Source organism: Gryllotalpicola koreensis, from assembly GCF_039538185.1.
Taxonomy (GTDB): domain Bacteria; phylum Actinomycetota; class Actinomycetes; order Actinomycetales; family Microbacteriaceae; genus Gryllotalpicola; species Gryllotalpicola koreensis.
Window position 1 is genome coordinate 24,562 of the sequence record NZ_BAABBW010000001.1, and the last position, 16,199, is coordinate 40,760.

18 protein-coding genes are annotated in these 16,199 nt (G+C 69.7%); 10 read left to right on the forward strand and 8 right to left on the reverse strand.

Annotation, left to right across the window (positions count from 1 at the left end; translation table 11 throughout):
• Positions 1-28: 28 nt before the first annotated feature.
• Positions 29-2,017 (reverse strand): sensor histidine kinase, encoded by a 1,989-nt coding sequence (locus tag ABD708_RS00090; RefSeq protein ID WP_344751190.1) that lies wholly within the window; start codon positions 2,015-2,017, stop codon positions 29-31.
• A 372-nt stretch (positions 2,018-2,389) separates the two neighbouring features.
• On the reverse strand, positions 2,390-3,199 hold the full coding sequence (locus ABD708_RS00095) for a response regulator transcription factor (protein WP_344751191.1): 810 nt from the start codon (positions 3,197-3,199) through the stop codon (positions 2,390-2,392).
• Positions 3,200-3,264: 65 nt separating this feature from the next.
• On the opposite strand from ABD708_RS00095, the gene ABD708_RS00100 reads away from it, so the two are divergent.
• Both ABD708_RS00100 and ABD708_RS00105 read left to right on the forward strand, forming a co-directional pair.
• On the forward strand, positions 3,265-3,897 hold the full coding sequence (locus ABD708_RS00100; protein WP_344751192.1) for a ScbR family autoregulator-binding transcription factor: 633 nt from the start codon (positions 3,265-3,267) through the stop codon (positions 3,895-3,897).
• Between the two features lie 112 nt (positions 3,898-4,009).
• Positions 4,010-4,474, forward strand: coding sequence for a response regulator transcription factor (locus ABD708_RS00105; protein WP_344751193.1), 465 nt, complete (start codon positions 4,010-4,012; stop codon positions 4,472-4,474).
• On the opposite strand, the gene ABD708_RS00110 is transcribed toward ABD708_RS00105, so the two are convergent.
• The 5 genes from ABD708_RS00110 to ABD708_RS00130 form a co-directional block, all read right to left on the reverse strand.
• A complete protein-coding gene (locus tag ABD708_RS00110; protein ID WP_344751194.1) occupies positions 4,396-4,752 on the reverse strand; it encodes a hypothetical protein in 357 nt (118 codons plus the stop codon). The genes ABD708_RS00105 and ABD708_RS00110 overlap by 79 nt on opposite strands.
• 64 nt (positions 4,753-4,816) lie before the next feature.
• Positions 4,817-5,491, reverse strand: coding sequence for an HAD family hydrolase (locus ABD708_RS00115; RefSeq protein ID WP_344751196.1), 675 nt, complete (start codon positions 5,489-5,491; stop codon positions 4,817-4,819).
• On the reverse strand, positions 5,488-5,895 hold the full coding sequence (trxA, locus tag ABD708_RS00120; protein WP_344751197.1) for a thioredoxin: 408 nt from the start codon (positions 5,893-5,895) through the stop codon (positions 5,488-5,490). Before trxA ends, ABD708_RS00115 begins: the two co-directional genes overlap by 4 nt.
• A 55-nt stretch (positions 5,896-5,950) precedes the next feature.
• Positions 5,951-6,523: a nitroreductase family protein gene (locus tag ABD708_RS00125; RefSeq protein WP_344751199.1), complete on the reverse strand. Its 573-nt coding sequence runs from the start codon at positions 6,521-6,523 to the stop codon at positions 5,951-5,953.
• On the reverse strand, positions 6,520-7,086 hold the full coding sequence (locus ABD708_RS00130; protein WP_344751200.1) for a GNAT family N-acetyltransferase: 567 nt from the start codon (positions 7,084-7,086) through the stop codon (positions 6,520-6,522). Before ABD708_RS00130 ends, ABD708_RS00125 begins: the two co-directional genes overlap by 4 nt.
• A gap of 73 nt (positions 7,087-7,159) precedes the next feature.
• On the opposite strand from ABD708_RS00130, the gene ABD708_RS00135 reads away from it, so the two are divergent.
• Positions 7,160-7,552 carry a hypothetical protein gene (locus ABD708_RS00135; protein ID WP_344751201.1) on the forward strand — a complete coding sequence of 131 codons (393 nt, stop codon included), beginning with the start codon at positions 7,160-7,162 and terminating at the stop codon, positions 7,550-7,552.
• 46 nt (positions 7,553-7,598) lie between these two features.
• Here ABD708_RS00135 and ABD708_RS00140 read toward each other — a convergent pair whose 3' ends face one another.
• Positions 7,599-8,615, reverse strand: a complete 1,017-nt coding sequence (locus ABD708_RS00140; RefSeq protein WP_344751202.1) for a nodulation protein NodZ — start codon at positions 8,613-8,615, stop codon at positions 7,599-7,601.
• Positions 8,616-8,744: 129 nt separating this feature from the next.
• On the opposite strand from ABD708_RS00140, the gene lpdA reads away from it, so the two are divergent.
• The 7 genes from lpdA (at position 8,745) to ABD708_RS00175 (ending at position 16,199) form a co-directional block, all read left to right on the forward strand.
• Complete coding sequence (gene lpdA, locus ABD708_RS00145) at positions 8,745-10,151, forward strand: dihydrolipoyl dehydrogenase (RefSeq protein ID WP_344751203.1); 1,407 nt, start codon at positions 8,745-8,747, stop codon at positions 10,149-10,151.
• Between the two features lie 162 nt (positions 10,152-10,313).
• Positions 10,314-11,816 carry a sugar transferase gene (locus ABD708_RS00150; protein WP_344751204.1) on the forward strand — a complete coding sequence of 501 codons (1,503 nt, stop codon included), beginning with the start codon at positions 10,314-10,316 and terminating at the stop codon, positions 11,814-11,816.
• Positions 11,816-12,448 (forward strand): acyltransferase, encoded by a 633-nt coding sequence (locus ABD708_RS00155; RefSeq protein ID WP_344751206.1) that lies wholly within the window; start codon positions 11,816-11,818, stop codon positions 12,446-12,448. The genes ABD708_RS00150 and ABD708_RS00155 overlap by 1 nt, the downstream gene beginning before the upstream one ends.
• On the forward strand, positions 12,445-13,071 hold the full coding sequence (locus tag ABD708_RS00160) for a hypothetical protein (RefSeq protein WP_344751207.1): 627 nt from the start codon (positions 12,445-12,447) through the stop codon (positions 13,069-13,071). The genes ABD708_RS00155 and ABD708_RS00160 overlap by 4 nt, the downstream gene beginning before the upstream one ends.
• A gap of 34 nt (positions 13,072-13,105) precedes the next feature.
• Positions 13,106-14,386 carry an MFS transporter gene (locus ABD708_RS00165; RefSeq protein WP_344751208.1) on the forward strand — a complete coding sequence of 427 codons (1,281 nt, stop codon included), beginning with the start codon at positions 13,106-13,108 and terminating at the stop codon, positions 14,384-14,386.
• A gap of 14 nt (positions 14,387-14,400) precedes the next feature.
• Entirely contained in the window at positions 14,401-15,417 is a 1,017-nt protein-coding gene (locus ABD708_RS00170) for a TolB-like translocation protein (protein WP_344751209.1), read from the forward strand.
• Entirely contained in the window at positions 15,414-16,199 is a 786-nt protein-coding gene (locus ABD708_RS00175; RefSeq protein ID WP_344751210.1) for a WecB/TagA/CpsF family glycosyltransferase, read from the forward strand. The genes ABD708_RS00170 and ABD708_RS00175 overlap by 4 nt, the downstream gene beginning before the upstream one ends.

The window sequence follows — 16,199 nt, forward strand, 5'->3', positions numbered from 1 at the left end:
CCTTTGGACCCTTTAAGGGCCACCCCAATCAGGGTTGCATCGGCAGAGTCGGCAGCGGCGTGGCATCCGGTCGCAAAGGCAGCCGTACCGTGAAGGTGGAGCCCCGACCCGGCTCGCTCGACACCGAGATGGTTCCGCCGTGCGCGTCGACGATCGCCTTGACGATCGTCAGCCCGATCCCCACCCCCTGGATCGCCGCCTCGCGTGCCTCGCGCGTGCGGAAGAAGCGGTCGAAGAGCCTCACCTGATCGGTCTTGCTGATCCCTCGGCCGTTGTCGGAGACGGCGATGACGACGGACGCCTCGTCGCGGTCGAGCGTCACGGTGATGCCCCCGCCCTCCGGCGTGTACTTGATGGCATTCGAGATCAGATTGTCGACGACCTGCTTGAGCCGGCCGGCATCGACGTGCGCGAGCACGGTGCCCTCGGGTGCCGCGAGCCGCAGCCCCAGACGCGACTGCGCGAGGACGGGGCGGAAGGCGGACACCGACTGGGCGAGCAGCGCCGAGACGTCCGTCGGCTCGATGCGCAGGGCGAGCTCGTGGGAGCTCGTGCTGAGCAGGTCGCGGATGAGGGCCAGCATCTGCTCCGCGCTGCGCTGGATCGTGCGGAACTCCTTGCCGAAGCCCAGCCCGTCGACGTCGTAGCCGTCGTCGATGAGGTCGACGTAGCCGACGATCGAGGTGAGCGGCGTGCGCAGCTCGTGCGAGACGGTCGCGAGGTATTCCTCGCGGATCTCGATGGCATTGGCGAGATCGGTGACGTCGTAGGTGACCACGGCAGAGCCGAGGTTCTCCCCACCCGGCCGCGTGATGCTGTGCGCCTCCGTCACGATCGCGCGCTGCTCCCCCTCCGGGTCGCCGATCCAGTAGATGAGACCGCGCTGATCACCCTCGAGCGTCTCGGAGATGATGTTCTTGTCCTGCTTCACGCGCGTGCGCCGGTCAGAGGCGTAGACGTGCGTGCTGAGCCCCGTCCTCGGGTCGAAGCCGGTGAGGGCGAGCATCTCGTCGACCATGTGATTGTGCAGCTTCGGGCGGTTGTCGGTGTCGTAGAAGAGGACACCGACGTTGACGGCGTCAGCGATCGATCGGATGACGACGCCGAGCTCGTCCATCTCGTCGAGCAGCCGCTGCAGCTCCGCCGACGTCTCGCGCAGGCGGTCGCGCACATCGCGCTCGCGGTCCCGCAGCCAGAGCTCGGAGGAGGCGCGGCCGATCTGCACGCCGAAGTAGGCGAGCAGGGCGCGCTCATACGCGGTGCGCCGCGGCCGCGACTCCGGATCGGCGACGAGCAGCACCCCTGAGATGTCGTCGTCGCAGTCCACGGGCACGACGCTGATGGAGCCGCCGCCCTCGCTGCCACCGAACACGGAGTCGAACAGCTCTGGCGCCCGCTCGCGCCGTAGCACCTCGATGCGCTCCTGGTCGGCGAGCGCAGCGTCCGGCCAGCGCTGGTCGCCCCGGCCGGCGTCGCTCGCCAGCAGCGGCTCGACGAGTCGGGCGAACGCTGGGGCGCACGCCTCGCGGGCGCGCCAGCTCACAGGCGGGAACGCGCCGTCTTCGAGGCCCGCCCCGCCGGGGATCACGAGCACGGCGTCGTGAGCGCCGAAGAGCTCGACGACTCCCCTCGTCGCGGTCTCGGCGAGCTCGTCGAGGGACGGGGCGGAGTGCACCGCCCACGTGAGCCGCATCGTCTCCGCGCGCAGCTTCTCCGCGGCATCCCGCCTGGCGGCGCGCCATGCCGCGCGCTTCCGCAGCAGTTCGACCCGCACAGCGAGCTCGTCCGGGACGTCCTCGAGCAGGATGTAGTCGTGCTCAGGTGACGACGCGACCGCATCCATCGGCAGATCGTCCGTGCTCTCGACGACGAACAGGGCCGCACGCCGCTCATGCGGCGCCGCGCCGATCTCGACCGCGACGTCGTCGATCCCGACCGCGGTCAACGCATCGCGCGCCGCCGCCGCACAGACGCTGTCCGCCGCGAGGACCACCACCGAGATCGTCTCCTTCGACATCCCGCGCCTCCTCTTTCGGACGACCTGAGCAACTCTTGAGGAATCCCAGCGCCGACACCGCTGGCGCCGACGGCAGACTGTATCGCAGACGCCCTCGTGGCGGCACCCAAGCCCTCAAACTGCCAAGCCCACAAACTGTTTGGGGCGCCTTCAACCCGATTGAAGGCGCCCCTCCCCCTAAATACCGAGTAGCCCTCAACCCGAATGCGGACTCTCGGCGCACAGGACCCCTCGCGAGTCACGTCGCAGGTCGATGCTGTGCGTCCATCTAGGCTACCGGGCGAACGCGGGTGTCTCCACACCGAGAATGCGCCCAAGAGCACTCCAGCTACCCCGAAAACTGGGGGCATTCGCACCTGGAGGGCAGAACTGTCAGTCCCGCGGGGCTGCCAGGCGGTAGCCGACCCCTCGCACGGTCTCGATCAGATACGGCGATGAGGCACTGTCGGCGAGCTTCTTCCGGAGGTTCCCGATGTGCACCTCGACGCCCCGGCGATCGGCATCACCGACGTACGGATTCACCACGTAGTCGTCGCCGCGCAGCAGCCGCGCAAGCTCGTCCTTGCTGCGCACCGTGCGCCCCGACTGCAGCAGCGCGTGCAGCAGCTCGAACTCGCTGTACGTGAGGTCCAGCTCACGGCCGTCGCGCTTGACGATGTGCGCGTCGGGGTCCAGCACGACTCCGTTGTGCCGCAGCTGCCGCCGAGCGCCGGCAGCCGGCGCCTGCGACGTCTCGACCGGGCCGGTCACAGCGTGCGCACCGCCGGCTGCGGCATCCGCCCCTGCCCCCGGGTGCGCATCGAGCACCCGGGGCCGCCGCAGCATCGCCTCGGCGCGCGCCCGCAGCTCACGCGGCCGGAACGGCTTGAGCACGTAGTCGTCGGCGCCCGCGCCGAGCCCCTGCAGCGCGTCGATCTCCTCATCGCGGGCCGTGAGCATGATGATGTACGCCGCACTGATCGCGCGGATCCGCTTCGCCGTCTCGAAGCCGTCGATCCCGGGCATGTTGACGTCGATGGTCACCAGGATCGGCCGGTGCTCGCTCACCTTGGCGACGCCCTCGACGCCGCTCGATGCCGCGACCACCTGCAGGCCGATCTGCTCGAGGACCGTCGCGATGAGCTCGCGGATGCCGTCGTCGTCCTCAATGACGACGGCATATTCGCCCGTAGCCGCTCCCATGAAATCGAAGCGTAGCAATGGCGCAACCGGGCAGAGGGCAAGCGGTCCCATATGCTGTGGAGACGATGACTCAGCAGCGGGCCAGTGCGCGCCGGGATGAAATTATCAGAGCCGCCGCCGCGGAATTCGACGAGGCCGGCTATGCCGGTGCGTCCCTCTCGAGTATCGCCGCGCGTCTCGGGCGCACCAAGGGTGCGATGAGCTACCACTTCTCGTCGAAGGCGTCGCTCGCGCACGAGGTCGCCGAATACCACTTCACGCAGTGGGAGGGGGTCCACGCCGCCGTCCGCGCCGACGGCTACGTCGGGCTCGAGGCGATGATCCTGCTCTCCTTCGTGGTCGCGACGCGTTTCCGCGACGACGTGCTCGTGCGCGCCGGCATCCGCCTGCAGCACGATGCCGGCCTGCGGGATGTCAAGCTGCCGCCGCCATACGTCTGGTGGACCGGCCTCACGCACAAACTGCTCGAAGAAGGACGCGAGCTGGGTCAGATCCCGGCGAACGTCGATCTCGGAGACGCGGCCGAGGTGCTCGTCGAGGCGTTCACGGGCGTGCAGCTCGTCGCGCACAGCCAGAGCCGTGCCCAGGACATCTACGAGCGCATCGAGCGCTACTGGGCGCTCTTTCTGCCCGGCCTCGGCGTCGCCGACGGTGCAGAGCTGGTGAAGCGCCTCGGCGCGGCATCCGCCGAGTACTGAATCGCTCGGGCCCGTGTCGCCCCCACGGTTTGGGGTATACCCCAGTTTTTGCATCTCGCAGACGTACGTCTAGCGTGAGACGCACACAGGGTGGGGTGACGAAGGGGGGCCGATGGATCGGCATGCGCTCCGGAGCGCCGTGGTCATTGAAGACGACGACGGCATCCGGTCACTCATCCACGCCGTCCTGCAGCGCGCAGGGCTGAACGTCATCGAGGCGGCGAACGGCGCCGACGGCATCGAGGCGGTGCGCGCGCACGCCCCCGCGATCATCACGGTGGACATTCGGATGCCGGGCATCGACGGCTTCGAGACCACGCGGCGCATCCGCGAGATCAGCGACGCCGCCATCATCGTGCTGAGCGCACACGTCGCCGACGCCGACGAGTCCGAGAGCCTCGCGGCCGGCGCCGACGTCTACATGCGGAAGCCGTTCCGCCCGCGCGAGCTGCGCGCGTTCGTCGACGAGCGTCTGCGCGCAGCGCGCAGCGCCGAGACTCAGGCCGCAGGCAGCGAGCGGGTGAGTTCCTCCAGCCAGGCGAAGCGGCCGTCCGACGCGAGCTCGCCGAAGAGATAGACCTCCTGGCGACCGGTCGAGCCGTCGCGGCCCGTCACGGTGATGACATGCCGCTCCGCATAGGACGAGCCCTGGGTGAGCTCGCTCTTCACCTCGATGTCGACCGACTGCACGAAGCCACGCAGCTGGGTGAGCTGCGCGGCGAACTGGGCGCGGTCGATCCACTGTCCGTCGGTGCTCTGACGGTAGTCGTCGGTGACGTGACGCGTGAGCGCGTCCTCGACGGTCAGATCTGCGCCGGCCAGGAAGTCGTGCAGGGCGCGCGAGATGGAGGGCATGCGGTCTCCTTCGGGTAGGGAGAAGGTGTGCGATGCCCTCAACGCTAGCGCCGCGCGGAGCCGTTCAGGCGCGCGGCGCGAGCGGCTCGTCGACCGGCAGGACCGGCCAGCCGCGTTCGCCGGCCAGCTCGAGCATCGCCGGGTCCGATCCGACGACGACGGCCGACTCGACCCGTTCGAGCAGCGGAAGGTCACTGGCGTGATCGCCGTAGCCCCAGCTGCGCGCTCCCTCGCCGGGCCCCGCGAGGTACTCGCCGACGGCCGTGCGCTTGTCGTCGCCGATCATCGCGGCGCTGATCACGCCGGTGTAGCGGCCGTCCGCCCCGACCTCGAGCTCGGTGCAGTACAGCGCATCGACACCGAGCTCGGCAGCGAGGGGCTCGAGCGGCGGCGCGAAGGAGCCGGAGACGAGAACGACGTGCGCGCCGTCTTGCTGATGCGCCCGCAGTCGCTCGAGCACATTCGGGCGGTAGAACCCGGGGCGCTCGCGGTTCTCCGCGAACCAGGCCCGCCCCGCCTCGCGCACCTGCTCGACCGGCTGCCCCGCCCAGACGCCGTAGTAGAGGCGGTTGAACTCGCTGCGCTCGAGCGTCACGACCTGGCCGGCGAGCTCACGCAGCCGCTCGGGCGAGATCATCGTGGGGACCAGCTTTAGGTAGTAGAGCAGGAATGACTCGAGGGTGCGGACCGACAGCAGGGTCTCGTCGACGTCGAAGAACGCGACACCGGTCGGTCTCACCTCTCGGTCTGCCCGGAGGGCTCTGACGACGCGGCCTGCTCGACCTGCTCCTGAGCGGCAAGCTGCGCGCGCACCTCGTCCATGTCGAGTGCGCGCGCCTGCGCGATCAGGTCGTCGAGCGCCGGCTTCGGCAGCGCGCCCGCCTGCTGGAAGAGGCCGATGCCATCGCGGAAGACCATCAGCGTCGGGATCGCCTGGATTCCCAGAGCACCGGAGAGCTCCGGCTCTGCATCGCTGTCGAGCTTGCCGAAGACGATGTCGCCGTTCTCCTCAGAGCTCTGGTCGAAGATCGGAGCGAACATCTTGCACGGGCCGCACCAATCGGCCCAGACGTCGACCAGCACGATGCCGTCGCCCAGCACGGTGCTCTCGAAGGTGTCCTTGGTCAGTTCAACTGTGGCCATGACTCCATCCTCCCTGCAATGTGCGCATCGTGGGGCATCCGCTCACTCCGTGCGCTCATTCCAGGACGGAATGGTGCTCGGCCAGGTCAACGGTGGCGTGCCGCTCGCGGCGGATGCCATCGGGCCGGCCGCCGACGTAGATCCAGCCCAGCAGCGCCTCGTCGACGCCGAGGCCGTGCACCGCCGCGACCGGCGCGCTGCGGGTGGCCTGCCCGCTGCGCCACATCGCACCCCAGCCGGCGTCGTCGAGCAGCAGTGTGAGCAGGTGCGCGACACCCGCGGCGGCGGCCTCCTGCTCCCACCGCTCGACCTTCGGGCTCTCGCGATAGCTCACGACGACGGCGAGCAGCAGTTCGGCGCGCAGCGGCTTGCGGCGCTGGGATTCTGCGGCGTCGGCATCCGCCCCGCCCTCCATCGCCACCCGGGCGAAGGCGTCCCCCAGCCGCTCGCGCGCTGCGCCGCGCAGCTCGATGACACGCCACGGCGCGAGGCCGGCATGGTCGGCCGCGGTCGCCGCGGCCTCGAGCAGGCGCTCGATCTCGGCAGTGTCCGGCGTCTCGGGGGTGACCTTGGAGTACGAGCGGCGCGCGAGCACCGCGTCATAGACGCGCGACGGCTCGGCCGTCACAGCTGCGTCCCTGCCGTCGGCGCGAGCGCCGGCTCAACACGGCGCTCGAAGACGTAGTCGTCCTCCCAGCGGTCGCCGAGATGGAAGCGCTTCACGCCGACGCGCGCGAAGCCGCTCTTCTCGTAGAAGCGCTGGGCGCGCAGGTTCTCCTGATGGGTGCCGAGCCAGACGGATGCCGCCCCGCGCTCTGCCGCCGCGTCGATCGCCGCCGCCATGAGCGCGGCCGCGACGCCCGCGCCGTGATGCTCGGGCGCGACGTAGATCTTGCTGAGCTCGGCGGTGGGCCGTCGCGCGAGCTGCACGGCGACCTCGGGGTCGTAGGGCTCGCCGAAGACGAGCATCGCATAGCCGGAGAGACCGGTGCCGTCGTCGGCGATGAGCACGATGCGGTCGGCATCCGTCACGTACTCAGCGAACCGCTCTGCGGTCAGCTGCGCGGCGATGAAGGCGGAAATATCGGATTCCGGCGCATCGGGCGGGCATGCGAGCGGGAAGGTGCGCGCGGCGAGCTCGGCGACACGCTCGACATCCGAGACGGCGGCTCTGCGGATCTGGAGGGGCACGCAGTCAGCTTATGGAACGGCGCACTGGGCGTCCTCTCAGAAAGCACGGCCGGCTTCCGCATAACATAAATACATGTTGTACACGCGAGGATTCCTGCTGGCAGGCGCGATCGCCACCGCACTCACCCTCGCCGCCCTCGCCGACCTTCCGTCGAGCGCCACGGCGGCGCAGGCGCGCCCCGCACTGGGCGACGCCGACCGCGACGCCCTGGGCTGCCTGGGCCGGGCCGTCGACGCCCACACCTTCTTCCGCGAGCGGCTGCGCGAGCCCGACTTCGACATCGCCGGCCACGCGCGCGACGCCGCCGAGCTGGCCGACGGGCGCACGCGCGAGACCCTGCTCGCACTCGCCGACTCCGCCTCGCGGAGCGCGCTGGAGTTCCTGGTGGATTACAACATCGCCGCGGGCGCATGGGAGGCGGCGAGCGGCATCCGGATGCCTGCCGCGACGACCACGACCGCATAGGCGCTCCGCGGGTCAGCGACGCGCTCGACGGAGGGGCGGTCGAGCGTCACGCCCAGCGTTGGAACCAGCGCTTGAGCACGACGCGCGCGTTCCAGCGGTCCACGTCGCGCTGGCGGGAGGTCGGGATGCCTCCGATCTGCGCCGCCGCGACCGAGAACGTGGAGTGGCGGGAGTGCACGAGCCAGTCGCATCGCGCGAGCGACCACATGTCGATGAGCGCGTTCTCGGCCTCGCGGAGCTGGTCGTCGAGCACGACCTTCTCGTGAAGCGAGTTCTCGTCGTCGCCGAGCGCCTTGTCGATGACGAACACATCGTCGAAGCGTGCGCAGAACTCGGCCTGCACCCGCGCGTTGTCGGTCGCCAGGAAGATGGCCGCCTCAGGCATCCGCTTCCGCAGCCTCGTCACCTCCCGGAAGATGCGTCCGAGCGAGACCTTGCGGTCGGTGTAGCGGATGTGGACGCCGATGATCGGGTGCTCGCGGCCGGTGAAGACGCGGTCGACCTCGGCCCGCACCCGCGGGTTGGGGCGGAAGTAGCGGTCGAGGGCGCGACGCGTGACGTCGTCGAGGGTCATGCCGCGGAAGCGCGGGGTGCGCCGCACCTGGGCGGTGATGCGCGCGGTCTTCGGCAGATAGGACCAGAACACGGCGAGCTTGTTCGGCGCCGCAGGGCGGGCGAGGTCGAGCGAGTAGCGCCGATAGGCGAAGGGGCTCGTGTGGTCTTTCGGATCCCGCTCCTCCATCAGATCCCACACGGATTCGCCGACGCGCCCCGACCAGAGCGCCGGCGTGACGTCGACGCGGTCGTCGAACGCAGAGATCGGGACCCCGACAGGATCCTCGAACAGCAGCGGGTAGGCGTTCACGCCGGGGGCGGCGTAGCCCCCTTCCCGCCAGTCGATGACAGCAGTACGGCCGGTGAGCTCGGCCAGGATGATGCCCGTGGTCGCGGCAAGGATGCGATTGCCGAAACCGCCCTTCGCCTTGATCAGCAGCACGGGGGCGCTCTCACCCACGGCGGAATCGTCGACACGGCCGGCAACGGCGAGCTCTGTTTCAGACACGGCTCATATTCGAGCATTTCTCGACTACCACTGCACAGTTCCCATTCCGGGGGGGTCCAGCCTGGGTGTCCGACCGGAGGATATGGCGAGATTTAGCGGCATCCGCCACACAGGAATAGGTTTGGGGACGTGAGTGCACACTTTGACGTCGTTGTCCTCGGTGCGGGCCCCGGCGGCTATGTCGCCGCCATCCGCGCCGCTCAGCTCGGTCTCAAGACCGCCATCATCGAAGAGAAGTACTGGGGCGGCGTGTGCCTCAACGTGGGCTGCATCCCCTCGAAGGCGCTGCTGCGCAACGCCGAGCTCGCCCACATCTTCCACAACGACGCCAAGACCTTCGGCATCAGCGGCGAGGTGACGTTCGACTACGGTGCCGCGTTCGACCGCAGCCGCGCGGTCGCCGAGGGCCGCGTCAAGGGCGTGCACTTCCTGATGAAGAAGAACGACATCACCGAGTTCGACGGCCGTGGCCGCTTCCTCGACGCGAACACCATCGAGGTCGCGAAGTCCGACGGCTCGACCGAGATCGTCTCGTTCAACAACGCCATCATCTCCACCGGCTCGACCGTGCGCCTGCTGCCCGGTGTGCAGCTCTCGGACAATGTCGTGACCTACGAGTCGCAGATCATGACCCGCGAACTGCCGAAGTCGATCGTCATCGTCGGCGCCGGCGCCATCGGCATGGAGTTCGGCTACGTCCTCAAGAACTACGGCGTCGACGTCACGATCATCGAGTTCCTGCCGCGCGCGCTGCCCAATGAGGACCCTGACGTCTCGAAGGAGATCCAGAAGCAGTACAAGAAGCTCGGCGTCACCATTCTGGTCGACACCAAGGTCGAGTCCGTCGTCGACAACGGCGACGCCGGCGTGACCGTGAGCTACGTCGGCAACAAGGACGGCGCGGCCGGCTCCATCACGGCCGACAAGGTGCTCATGTCGATCGGCTTCGCGCCGAACGTCACCGGCTACGGCCTCGAGTCGACCGGCGTCCAGCTCACCGATCGCGGCGCCATCGCGATCGACGACCACATGCGCACCAACGTGCCGCACATCTACGCCATCGGCGACGTCACCGCCAAGCTGCAGCTCGCCCACGTGGCCGAGGCGCAGGGCGTCGTGGCCGCCGAGACGATCGGCGGCGCAGAGACCATGACGCTCGGCGATTACCGCATGATGCCGCGCGCCACGTTCTGCCAGCCGCAGGTCGCCTCCTTCGGCCTCACCGAAGAGCAGGCGAAGGCGGAAGGCCACGACGTGGTCGTCGCCCAGTTCCCCTTCACCGCGAACGGCAAGGCCCACGGCCTCGCCGACCCGACCGGCTTCGTCAAGGTCATCGCCGACAAAGAGCACCTCGAGCTGCTCGGCGCGCACATGATCGGCCCCGACGTCTCCGAGCTCCTCCCCGAGCTGACGCTCGCGCAGAAGTGGGACCTCGGCGCCTACGAGCTGGCCCGCAACGTGCACACCCACCCCACGCTCTCCGAGGCGCTGCAGGAGGCCTTCCACGGCCTGACGGGTCACATGATCAACTTCTGAGTTCAGCGCACAGAGCGAGCCCGCGCCGCCCGATCTCGGGGGCGCGGGTTCGTCGTTAAGATAGGTGAATATTCCTCACCCCTCACACTGGGGGACGTGAGGAAGTCTCACTAGCAGTTACCGTTTCGGTAGTCGAGAAATTCTCACACCCGAGCCGAGACGATGACTACCGACGCACAATCCCTACTTCCCATCGCGAGGGCGGTCTCAACCCCCACCTCCCCCCGCGCTGAGGCACGGCGCTCCCCTGAAGCGCGCCTGTCCCGGCGCTACCTCTCCCGACTGCGGTTCAGCGATTCCGCGGTCATCGCCCTCGCGATGGGGATCACCTTCGTGCTGCGCGTCGCCGACAACGGCGCCGGCGCCCGCAGCACGATCGCCTTCGAAGCCGCCGTCTGCGCGGTCGTCGGCCTCTGCTGGTATCTGATGCTCGGAGTCATCGGATGCCGCGACCGGCGTCAGCTCGGCGTCGGAGCCGCCGAATACAAGAACCTGCTGACCGGCAGCCTGATCGTGTTCGGGGCGCTCGGCATCGCCGACCTCGTCATCGGCGCCCACCTCGGCCGCGCATATGCCGCCGCGTTCCCCATCGGCGTCGTCGGCCTGGCGCTGACGCGCTGGGGCTGGCGCAACTGGCTCGTCGCCCGCGGCAAGGAGCGCCGCTACCTGCGACGCGCGCTCGTGGTCGGCTCGCGAGACGACGTCCGCTACGTCATGCGCCAGATCCAGGAATCCGGCGGCCCCGCCTACAACGTGGTCGGCGCGGCCGTCGCCGAACTCGGCGACCCGTACCTGCGCGAGGGCGGCAGCCAGGTCCCGGTGCTCTCCGGCTACGCGAACGTGGCCGCAGCCGCCGCGGCCGCCGAGGTCGACGCCGTGATCGTCGCGAGCCAGCCCCACGACGACGGCGAGTTCGTGCGCAACCTCGGCTGGAGCCTCGAGGGCTGCGGCGCCGACCTCGTGCTGGCATCCCGCCTCGTCGACGTCGCCGGGCCGCGCGTGCGCTTCACGCCGGTGCAGGGGCTGCCGCTGATCCATGTGGACATCCCGCGCTTCGAGGGCGGCAAGCATGTGCTGAAGCGCTTCGTGGACGTCGTCGGCGCGGCATCCGCTCTCATCCTTCTCTCCCCCGTCTTCGCCGCCGTCGCCGTGCTGATCAAGCTGGACGACCGCGGGCCCGTCTTCTTCCGGCAGACCCGCGTCGGCAAGGACGGCTCGCTGTTCCGCATGGTCAAGTTCCGGTCGATGGTGACGGATGCCGAGGCCAGGCTCGCCGCGCTGCGCGCGGAGTCCGACGACGGCAACGGCATGCTCTTCAAGCTCAAGGACGACCCTCGGGTGACGAGGGTCGGGCGGCTGCTGCGGAAGTACTCGATCGATGAGTTCCCGCAGTTCTGGAACATCCTGATCGGCGAGATGAGCCTCGTCGGGCCCCGTCCGCCGCTGCCCGCCGAGGTCGCCGAGTACGAGAACCCCGTGCACCGCCGGCTGTACATCAAGCCCGGCCTCACCGGCCTGTGGCAGATCAGCGGCCGCAGCGACCTGAGCTGGGACCAGAGCGTGCGCCTCGACCTCTACTACGTCGAGAACTGGTCGCTCGCCGGCGACCTGATGATCCTGTGGCGCACCGTGCGTGTGCTGCTCAGCCCCGTCGGAGCCTACTGATGTCTATCTCTGCCGAGCCCGCCGCGAACCCCGCCGCCCCGCGCATCCAGGCGACCGCCGATGTCGACCGGAGTGCGACCATCGGCGACGGCACCGTCGTGTGGCACCTCGCACAGGTGCGCGAGCACGCCCACATCGGCTCGCACTGCGTGCTCGGTCGCGGCGCCTACGTCGGGCCGAGCGTCATCGTGGGCCAGAACTGCAAGCTGCAGAACTACGCGCTCGTGTATGAGCCCGCGCTGCTCGAGGACGGCGTGTTCATCGGCCCCGGCGCCGTGCTGACCAACGACCTGCACCCGCGCGCGATCACGATCGACGGAACGCTCAAGACCGACGACGACTGGAACATGGTCGGCGTCATCGTGCGCCGCGGCGCGGCCGTCGGCGCGCGCGCCGTCTGCATCGCGCCCGTGACGATCGGCCGCTGGGCCATGGTCGCGGCCGGGTCGGTCGTGACCCACGACGTGCCCGACTTCGCGCTCGTCGCAGGCGTGCCCGCGAAGCAGGTCGGCTGGGTGGGGCGCGCCGGCGTCAAGCTCGCGCAGCAGGACGACGGCATCTGGCGGTGCCCGGAGACGGGCGAGCTGTACCGCGAGGCGGACGGCGCCCTGAGCCGGGTGGAGGAGTCATGAAGCTGCGCCGCATCGTGATCGCAGCCGTCGCCGCGGCAGCCGTCATCGTCGCCGCGGGGATCGTCGTGTCGTTCCTTCCGACGAAGTCCGGGCACAGCGTCGCCCAGAGCGTGCTCGGCGGCGTGCCGACGCCGCGCGCCGACGGAGCAGGGGGCACCTCTCACCAGCCTCCGACCCCGGGGGCGTCGAAACCGTCGTCGAAGTCGTCGCCCAAGCAGGACGACTCGCTGATCGACGGCGTCGGCCACGGCGGCTCCGAGCAGATCCCGACGGCGACGCCGACCCCGTACCGCCTGCACCCCACGGCGCCGCCGGCCTCGATCAAGGCCGCCGACCTCGTAGTCGCCCCGAACTCCAAGGTCACCTCGAAGTCGGTCACGAGCGCTCAGGGCACGACCCAGCTGGTGATCGACGCGACCACGAGCAGCAAGCCGGCCGACACCATCGCGTTCTACCAGGGCGTGCTGACCTCGCTCGGGATGACCGGGAAGCCCCTGCCCGCCGTCGGCGGATCGACCGCCATCGGCTTCAGCAAGGGCGCGACCACCGTGACCCTGACGGTCAGCGCCCATGGCAAGGGCAGCAACTACCTCATCTTCGGCGTACTCCGCACGGGCGCCTGAACCACACCCCTGACCCCGACCCAGGAGAACAACCGTGTACATCACCCTTTCCGACAGAGGGGCGAAGGCAGACCCCGCGCAGAAGGGCCGCGTCGCCACCCGCGTCTCGTCGACCGTCATCGCGATGGGCATCGTCAGCATGTTCACCGACATCTCCAGCGAGTCGGTGTCGGCGGTGCTGCCGCTCTACATCACCGCGGCGATGGGCATGTCGACGATCGCCTACGGCTTCATCGACGGCCTGTACCAGGGCGTCAGCGCCGTGGTGCGCATCGGGGGCGGCTGGGCCGCCGACCGCAGCGACCAGCCGAAGTGGGTCGCCTTCCTCGGCTACGGCCTCTCGGCCGTCGCGCGCGTCTGGCTGCTGTTCGCCACCGGCTTCGGGGCGGTGGCGACCGTCGTCGCGGTCGACCGCATCGGCAAGGGCATCCGCACTGCTCCGCGCGACGCGCTGATCACCGCCTCGAGCAGGCCGGACAACCTGGGCCGCTCGTTCGGGGTCCACCGCATGCTCGACACGGTGGGCGCCGCGATCGGGCCGCTGCTCGCCTTCGTGATCCTGTGGGTGCTGCCGAACGGCTACCGCGCGATCTTCGTGCTGTCGCTCGCGTTCGCGATCATCGGCGTGCTGATCCTCGGGGTCATCGTGCGCAACGGCCATCCCGCCCGCGAGGCCGGCCGCCGGCCGGCACGGCGGCTGTGGAACGTGAAGGACCTGCGCCTGCCCGGCATGCCCCGGCTGCTCGTCGCGACCGGCGCCCTCGGCCTCATCACGGTCGGCGACGGGTTCATCTACCTCGTGCTGCAGGCGCGCTCGTCGTTCGCGGCCGAATGGTTCCCCCTGCTCTACGTCGGCACGAACGTCGTCTTCCTCGCGCTCGCGATCCCGCTCGGCCGCTGGGCCGACCGCATCGGCCGCGGCCGGGTGTTCCTGTTCGGGCATGTGGCGCTGCTCGTGTGCTACCTCGTCACGACGATCCCCGTCGGCGGCATCGCGATCACCCTGCTCTGCCTCGCCCTGCTCGGCGCCTTCTACGCCGCGACCGACGGCGTGCTGTCCGCGCTCACCGCGCAGCTCACGCCGCCGGAGAGCACCGCGAGCGGCATCGCCGCGACGCAGACCGTCACTGCGATCGCGCGGCTGATCGCGTCGACCGGCTTCGGCGTGCTCTGGTTCGCGCTCGGGCGCCAGCACGCCATGGAGCTCGTCGCCGGCCTCGCCGTCATCGCCCTCATCGCCTCGCTCGTGCTGCTGCGCCCGATGCTCGGCGTGCTGCACCGTTCGGTGGAGCTGTCCCCGGAGTTCGACGAGTGAACGCGCGGGGAAGAATGATCGCCGTCATCACCGCCTGCGCCCTGGTCCTGGGCGGCGCCGTGTCGTACGGCATGGTCGCGTTCGCGGCGTATCAGAAGCAGCAGAGTGCGCCGAGCGGCGTCGCGGCGACGCATGAAGCTGATGCCAAGACCGGCGCGGCCGGCCCGCGGATCGTGTTCCGCGACACGGCGCCCGGGGAGGACTACGGGCGCGTGGCATCCGTGCCGCTCTCCGACCCCAAGGGCACGCGCACCGTCACGTCCCTCGTCTGCGATCGCGTCTACGAGACCGAGAAATACGAGTCCTGCCTGCAGACGGATGCCGGGGTCGTCACGACCTACACGGCGACGCTCTTCGACCGGGCCTCCGGCGATGTCGTCAAGAAGTGGGGCCTGCCCGGGCTTCCGAGCCGCACCCGCATCTCGCACGACGACAAGCTCGTCGCCTTCACCTCGTTCGTGACCGGCTCGGCCTACGCGACCGTCGGCTTCTCGACGGCGACCGACATCTACTCGATCGCCGACGGGCACGACTACGGCAACATCGAGCAGTTCACCCTGTACCTCGACGGCAAGGTGAACACGGCGGCCGACCGCAACATCTGGGGCGTCACCTTCGTACCCGGCGACGACGACGCGTTCTTCGCCACGGCGGCGACCGACGGGAACACCTATCTTGTGCGGGGCTCGCTGTCGGCCCGCACCCTCACCGAGGTGCACGAGACGGCGGAGTGCCCGTCGGTGTCGCCCGACGGCACCCGCGTCGCCTTCAAGGTCAACATCTCGAAGACGAGCACCGCCTACTGGAGCGTCGCCGTGATGGACCTCGCCACCGGCAAGGTCACGATGATGCCCGACAAGCGGGACATCGACGACCAGGTCGAATGGCTCGACGACTCCACGCTGCTCTACGGGCTGCCGCGTGCCGGCACCCCCGGCGACTACGACATCTGGGAGACGGCCTCCGACGGCTCCGGCTCCCCTTCCCTCCTCATTCCCCACGCATGGAGCCCGGCGGTGATCACGCAATGACCCTTGAAACCTCGCGCATCAGACTCGGCGGCGCGCCCGTGGATCTGCTCGAGTTCGACCAGGCGGTCGAGCTCATCGCAGGACGCGCGCTCGGAGGGGCGGAGCTGCCCCTCGGCGTCGTCTCGATCAACCTCGACCACATCCACCACTTCGGCGACGGCTCGTCGCTCTACGGCGACTTCGGTCTGCGCTCCGGGCCCGTCGGCGACATCGAGTGGCTCAACCTCGCCGACGGCGCGCCGCTCGTCGAGCAGGCCCGTCGGCTCACCGCGCACCGGTGGCCACGGCTCGCCGGCTCGGATCTGATCGGCGCCCTGCTCGCACGGGCGGAGCGGGACGGATCGAGCGTCGGATTCCTCGGCGGCCTGCCGTCGACCGAGAAGGAGCTCAACCGCCGGCTGCTCGCCGAATACCCGGCGCTGGAGCTCGCCGGCTGCTGGACGCCCTCGCGCGAGCAGCTGGCCGATGCCGCGTACTCGTGCGCGCTCGCGGAGGAGATCCGCAACGTCGGCGTCGACATCCTCGTGGTGTGCCTCGGGAAGCCGCGCCAGGAGCTCTGGATCGACCACTACGGCGCGCTGACGGGCGCGAAGGTGCTGCTCGCCTTCGGCGCCGTCGTCGACTTCCTCGCCGGGCGCGTCGAGCGCGCGCCGCGCTGGGCCGCCGACAACGGGCTCGAGTGGGCGTGGCGGCTGGCGAAAGAGCCGAAGCGGCTGTTCCGCCGGTACCTCGTCGAGGGTCCCGCCGCGTACCGCGCGGTGCGGCGGAGTCGGGTGAGCTGA

Excerpts from the sequence above, each read along its gene's own strand:
- ABD708_RS00090 (WP_344751190.1), bottom strand. The coding sequence starts at position 2,017 with ATGTCGAAGGAGACGATCTCGGTGGTGGTCCTCGCGGCGGACAGCGTC.
- ABD708_RS00095 (WP_344751191.1), bottom strand. The coding sequence starts at position 3,199 with ATGGGAGCGGCTACGGGCGAATATGCCGTCGTCATTGAGGACGACGAC.
- ABD708_RS00100 (WP_344751192.1), top strand. The coding sequence starts at position 3,265 with ATGACTCAGCAGCGGGCCAGTGCGCGCCGGGATGAAATTATCAGAGCC.
- ABD708_RS00105 (WP_344751193.1), top strand. The coding sequence starts at position 4,010 with ATGGATCGGCATGCGCTCCGGAGCGCCGTGGTCATTGAAGACGACGAC.
- ABD708_RS00110 (WP_344751194.1), bottom strand. The coding sequence starts at position 4,752 with ATGCCCTCCATCTCGCGCGCCCTGCACGACTTCCTGGCCGGCGCAGAT.
- trxA (WP_344751197.1), bottom strand. The coding sequence starts at position 5,895 with ATGGCCACAGTTGAACTGACCAAGGACACCTTCGAGAGCACCGTGCTG.
- ABD708_RS00135 (WP_344751201.1), top strand. The coding sequence starts at position 7,160 with ATGTTGTACACGCGAGGATTCCTGCTGGCAGGCGCGATCGCCACCGCA.
- ABD708_RS00150 (WP_344751204.1), top strand. The coding sequence starts at position 10,314 with ATGACTACCGACGCACAATCCCTACTTCCCATCGCGAGGGCGGTCTCA.
- ABD708_RS00155 (WP_344751206.1), top strand. The coding sequence starts at position 11,816 with ATGTCTATCTCTGCCGAGCCCGCCGCGAACCCCGCCGCCCCGCGCATC.
- ABD708_RS00160 (WP_344751207.1), top strand. The coding sequence starts at position 12,445 with ATGAAGCTGCGCCGCATCGTGATCGCAGCCGTCGCCGCGGCAGCCGTC.
- ABD708_RS00170 (WP_344751209.1), top strand. The coding sequence starts at position 14,401 with ATGATCGCCGTCATCACCGCCTGCGCCCTGGTCCTGGGCGGCGCCGTG.
- ABD708_RS00175 (WP_344751210.1), top strand. The coding sequence starts at position 15,414 with ATGACCCTTGAAACCTCGCGCATCAGACTCGGCGGCGCGCCCGTGGAT.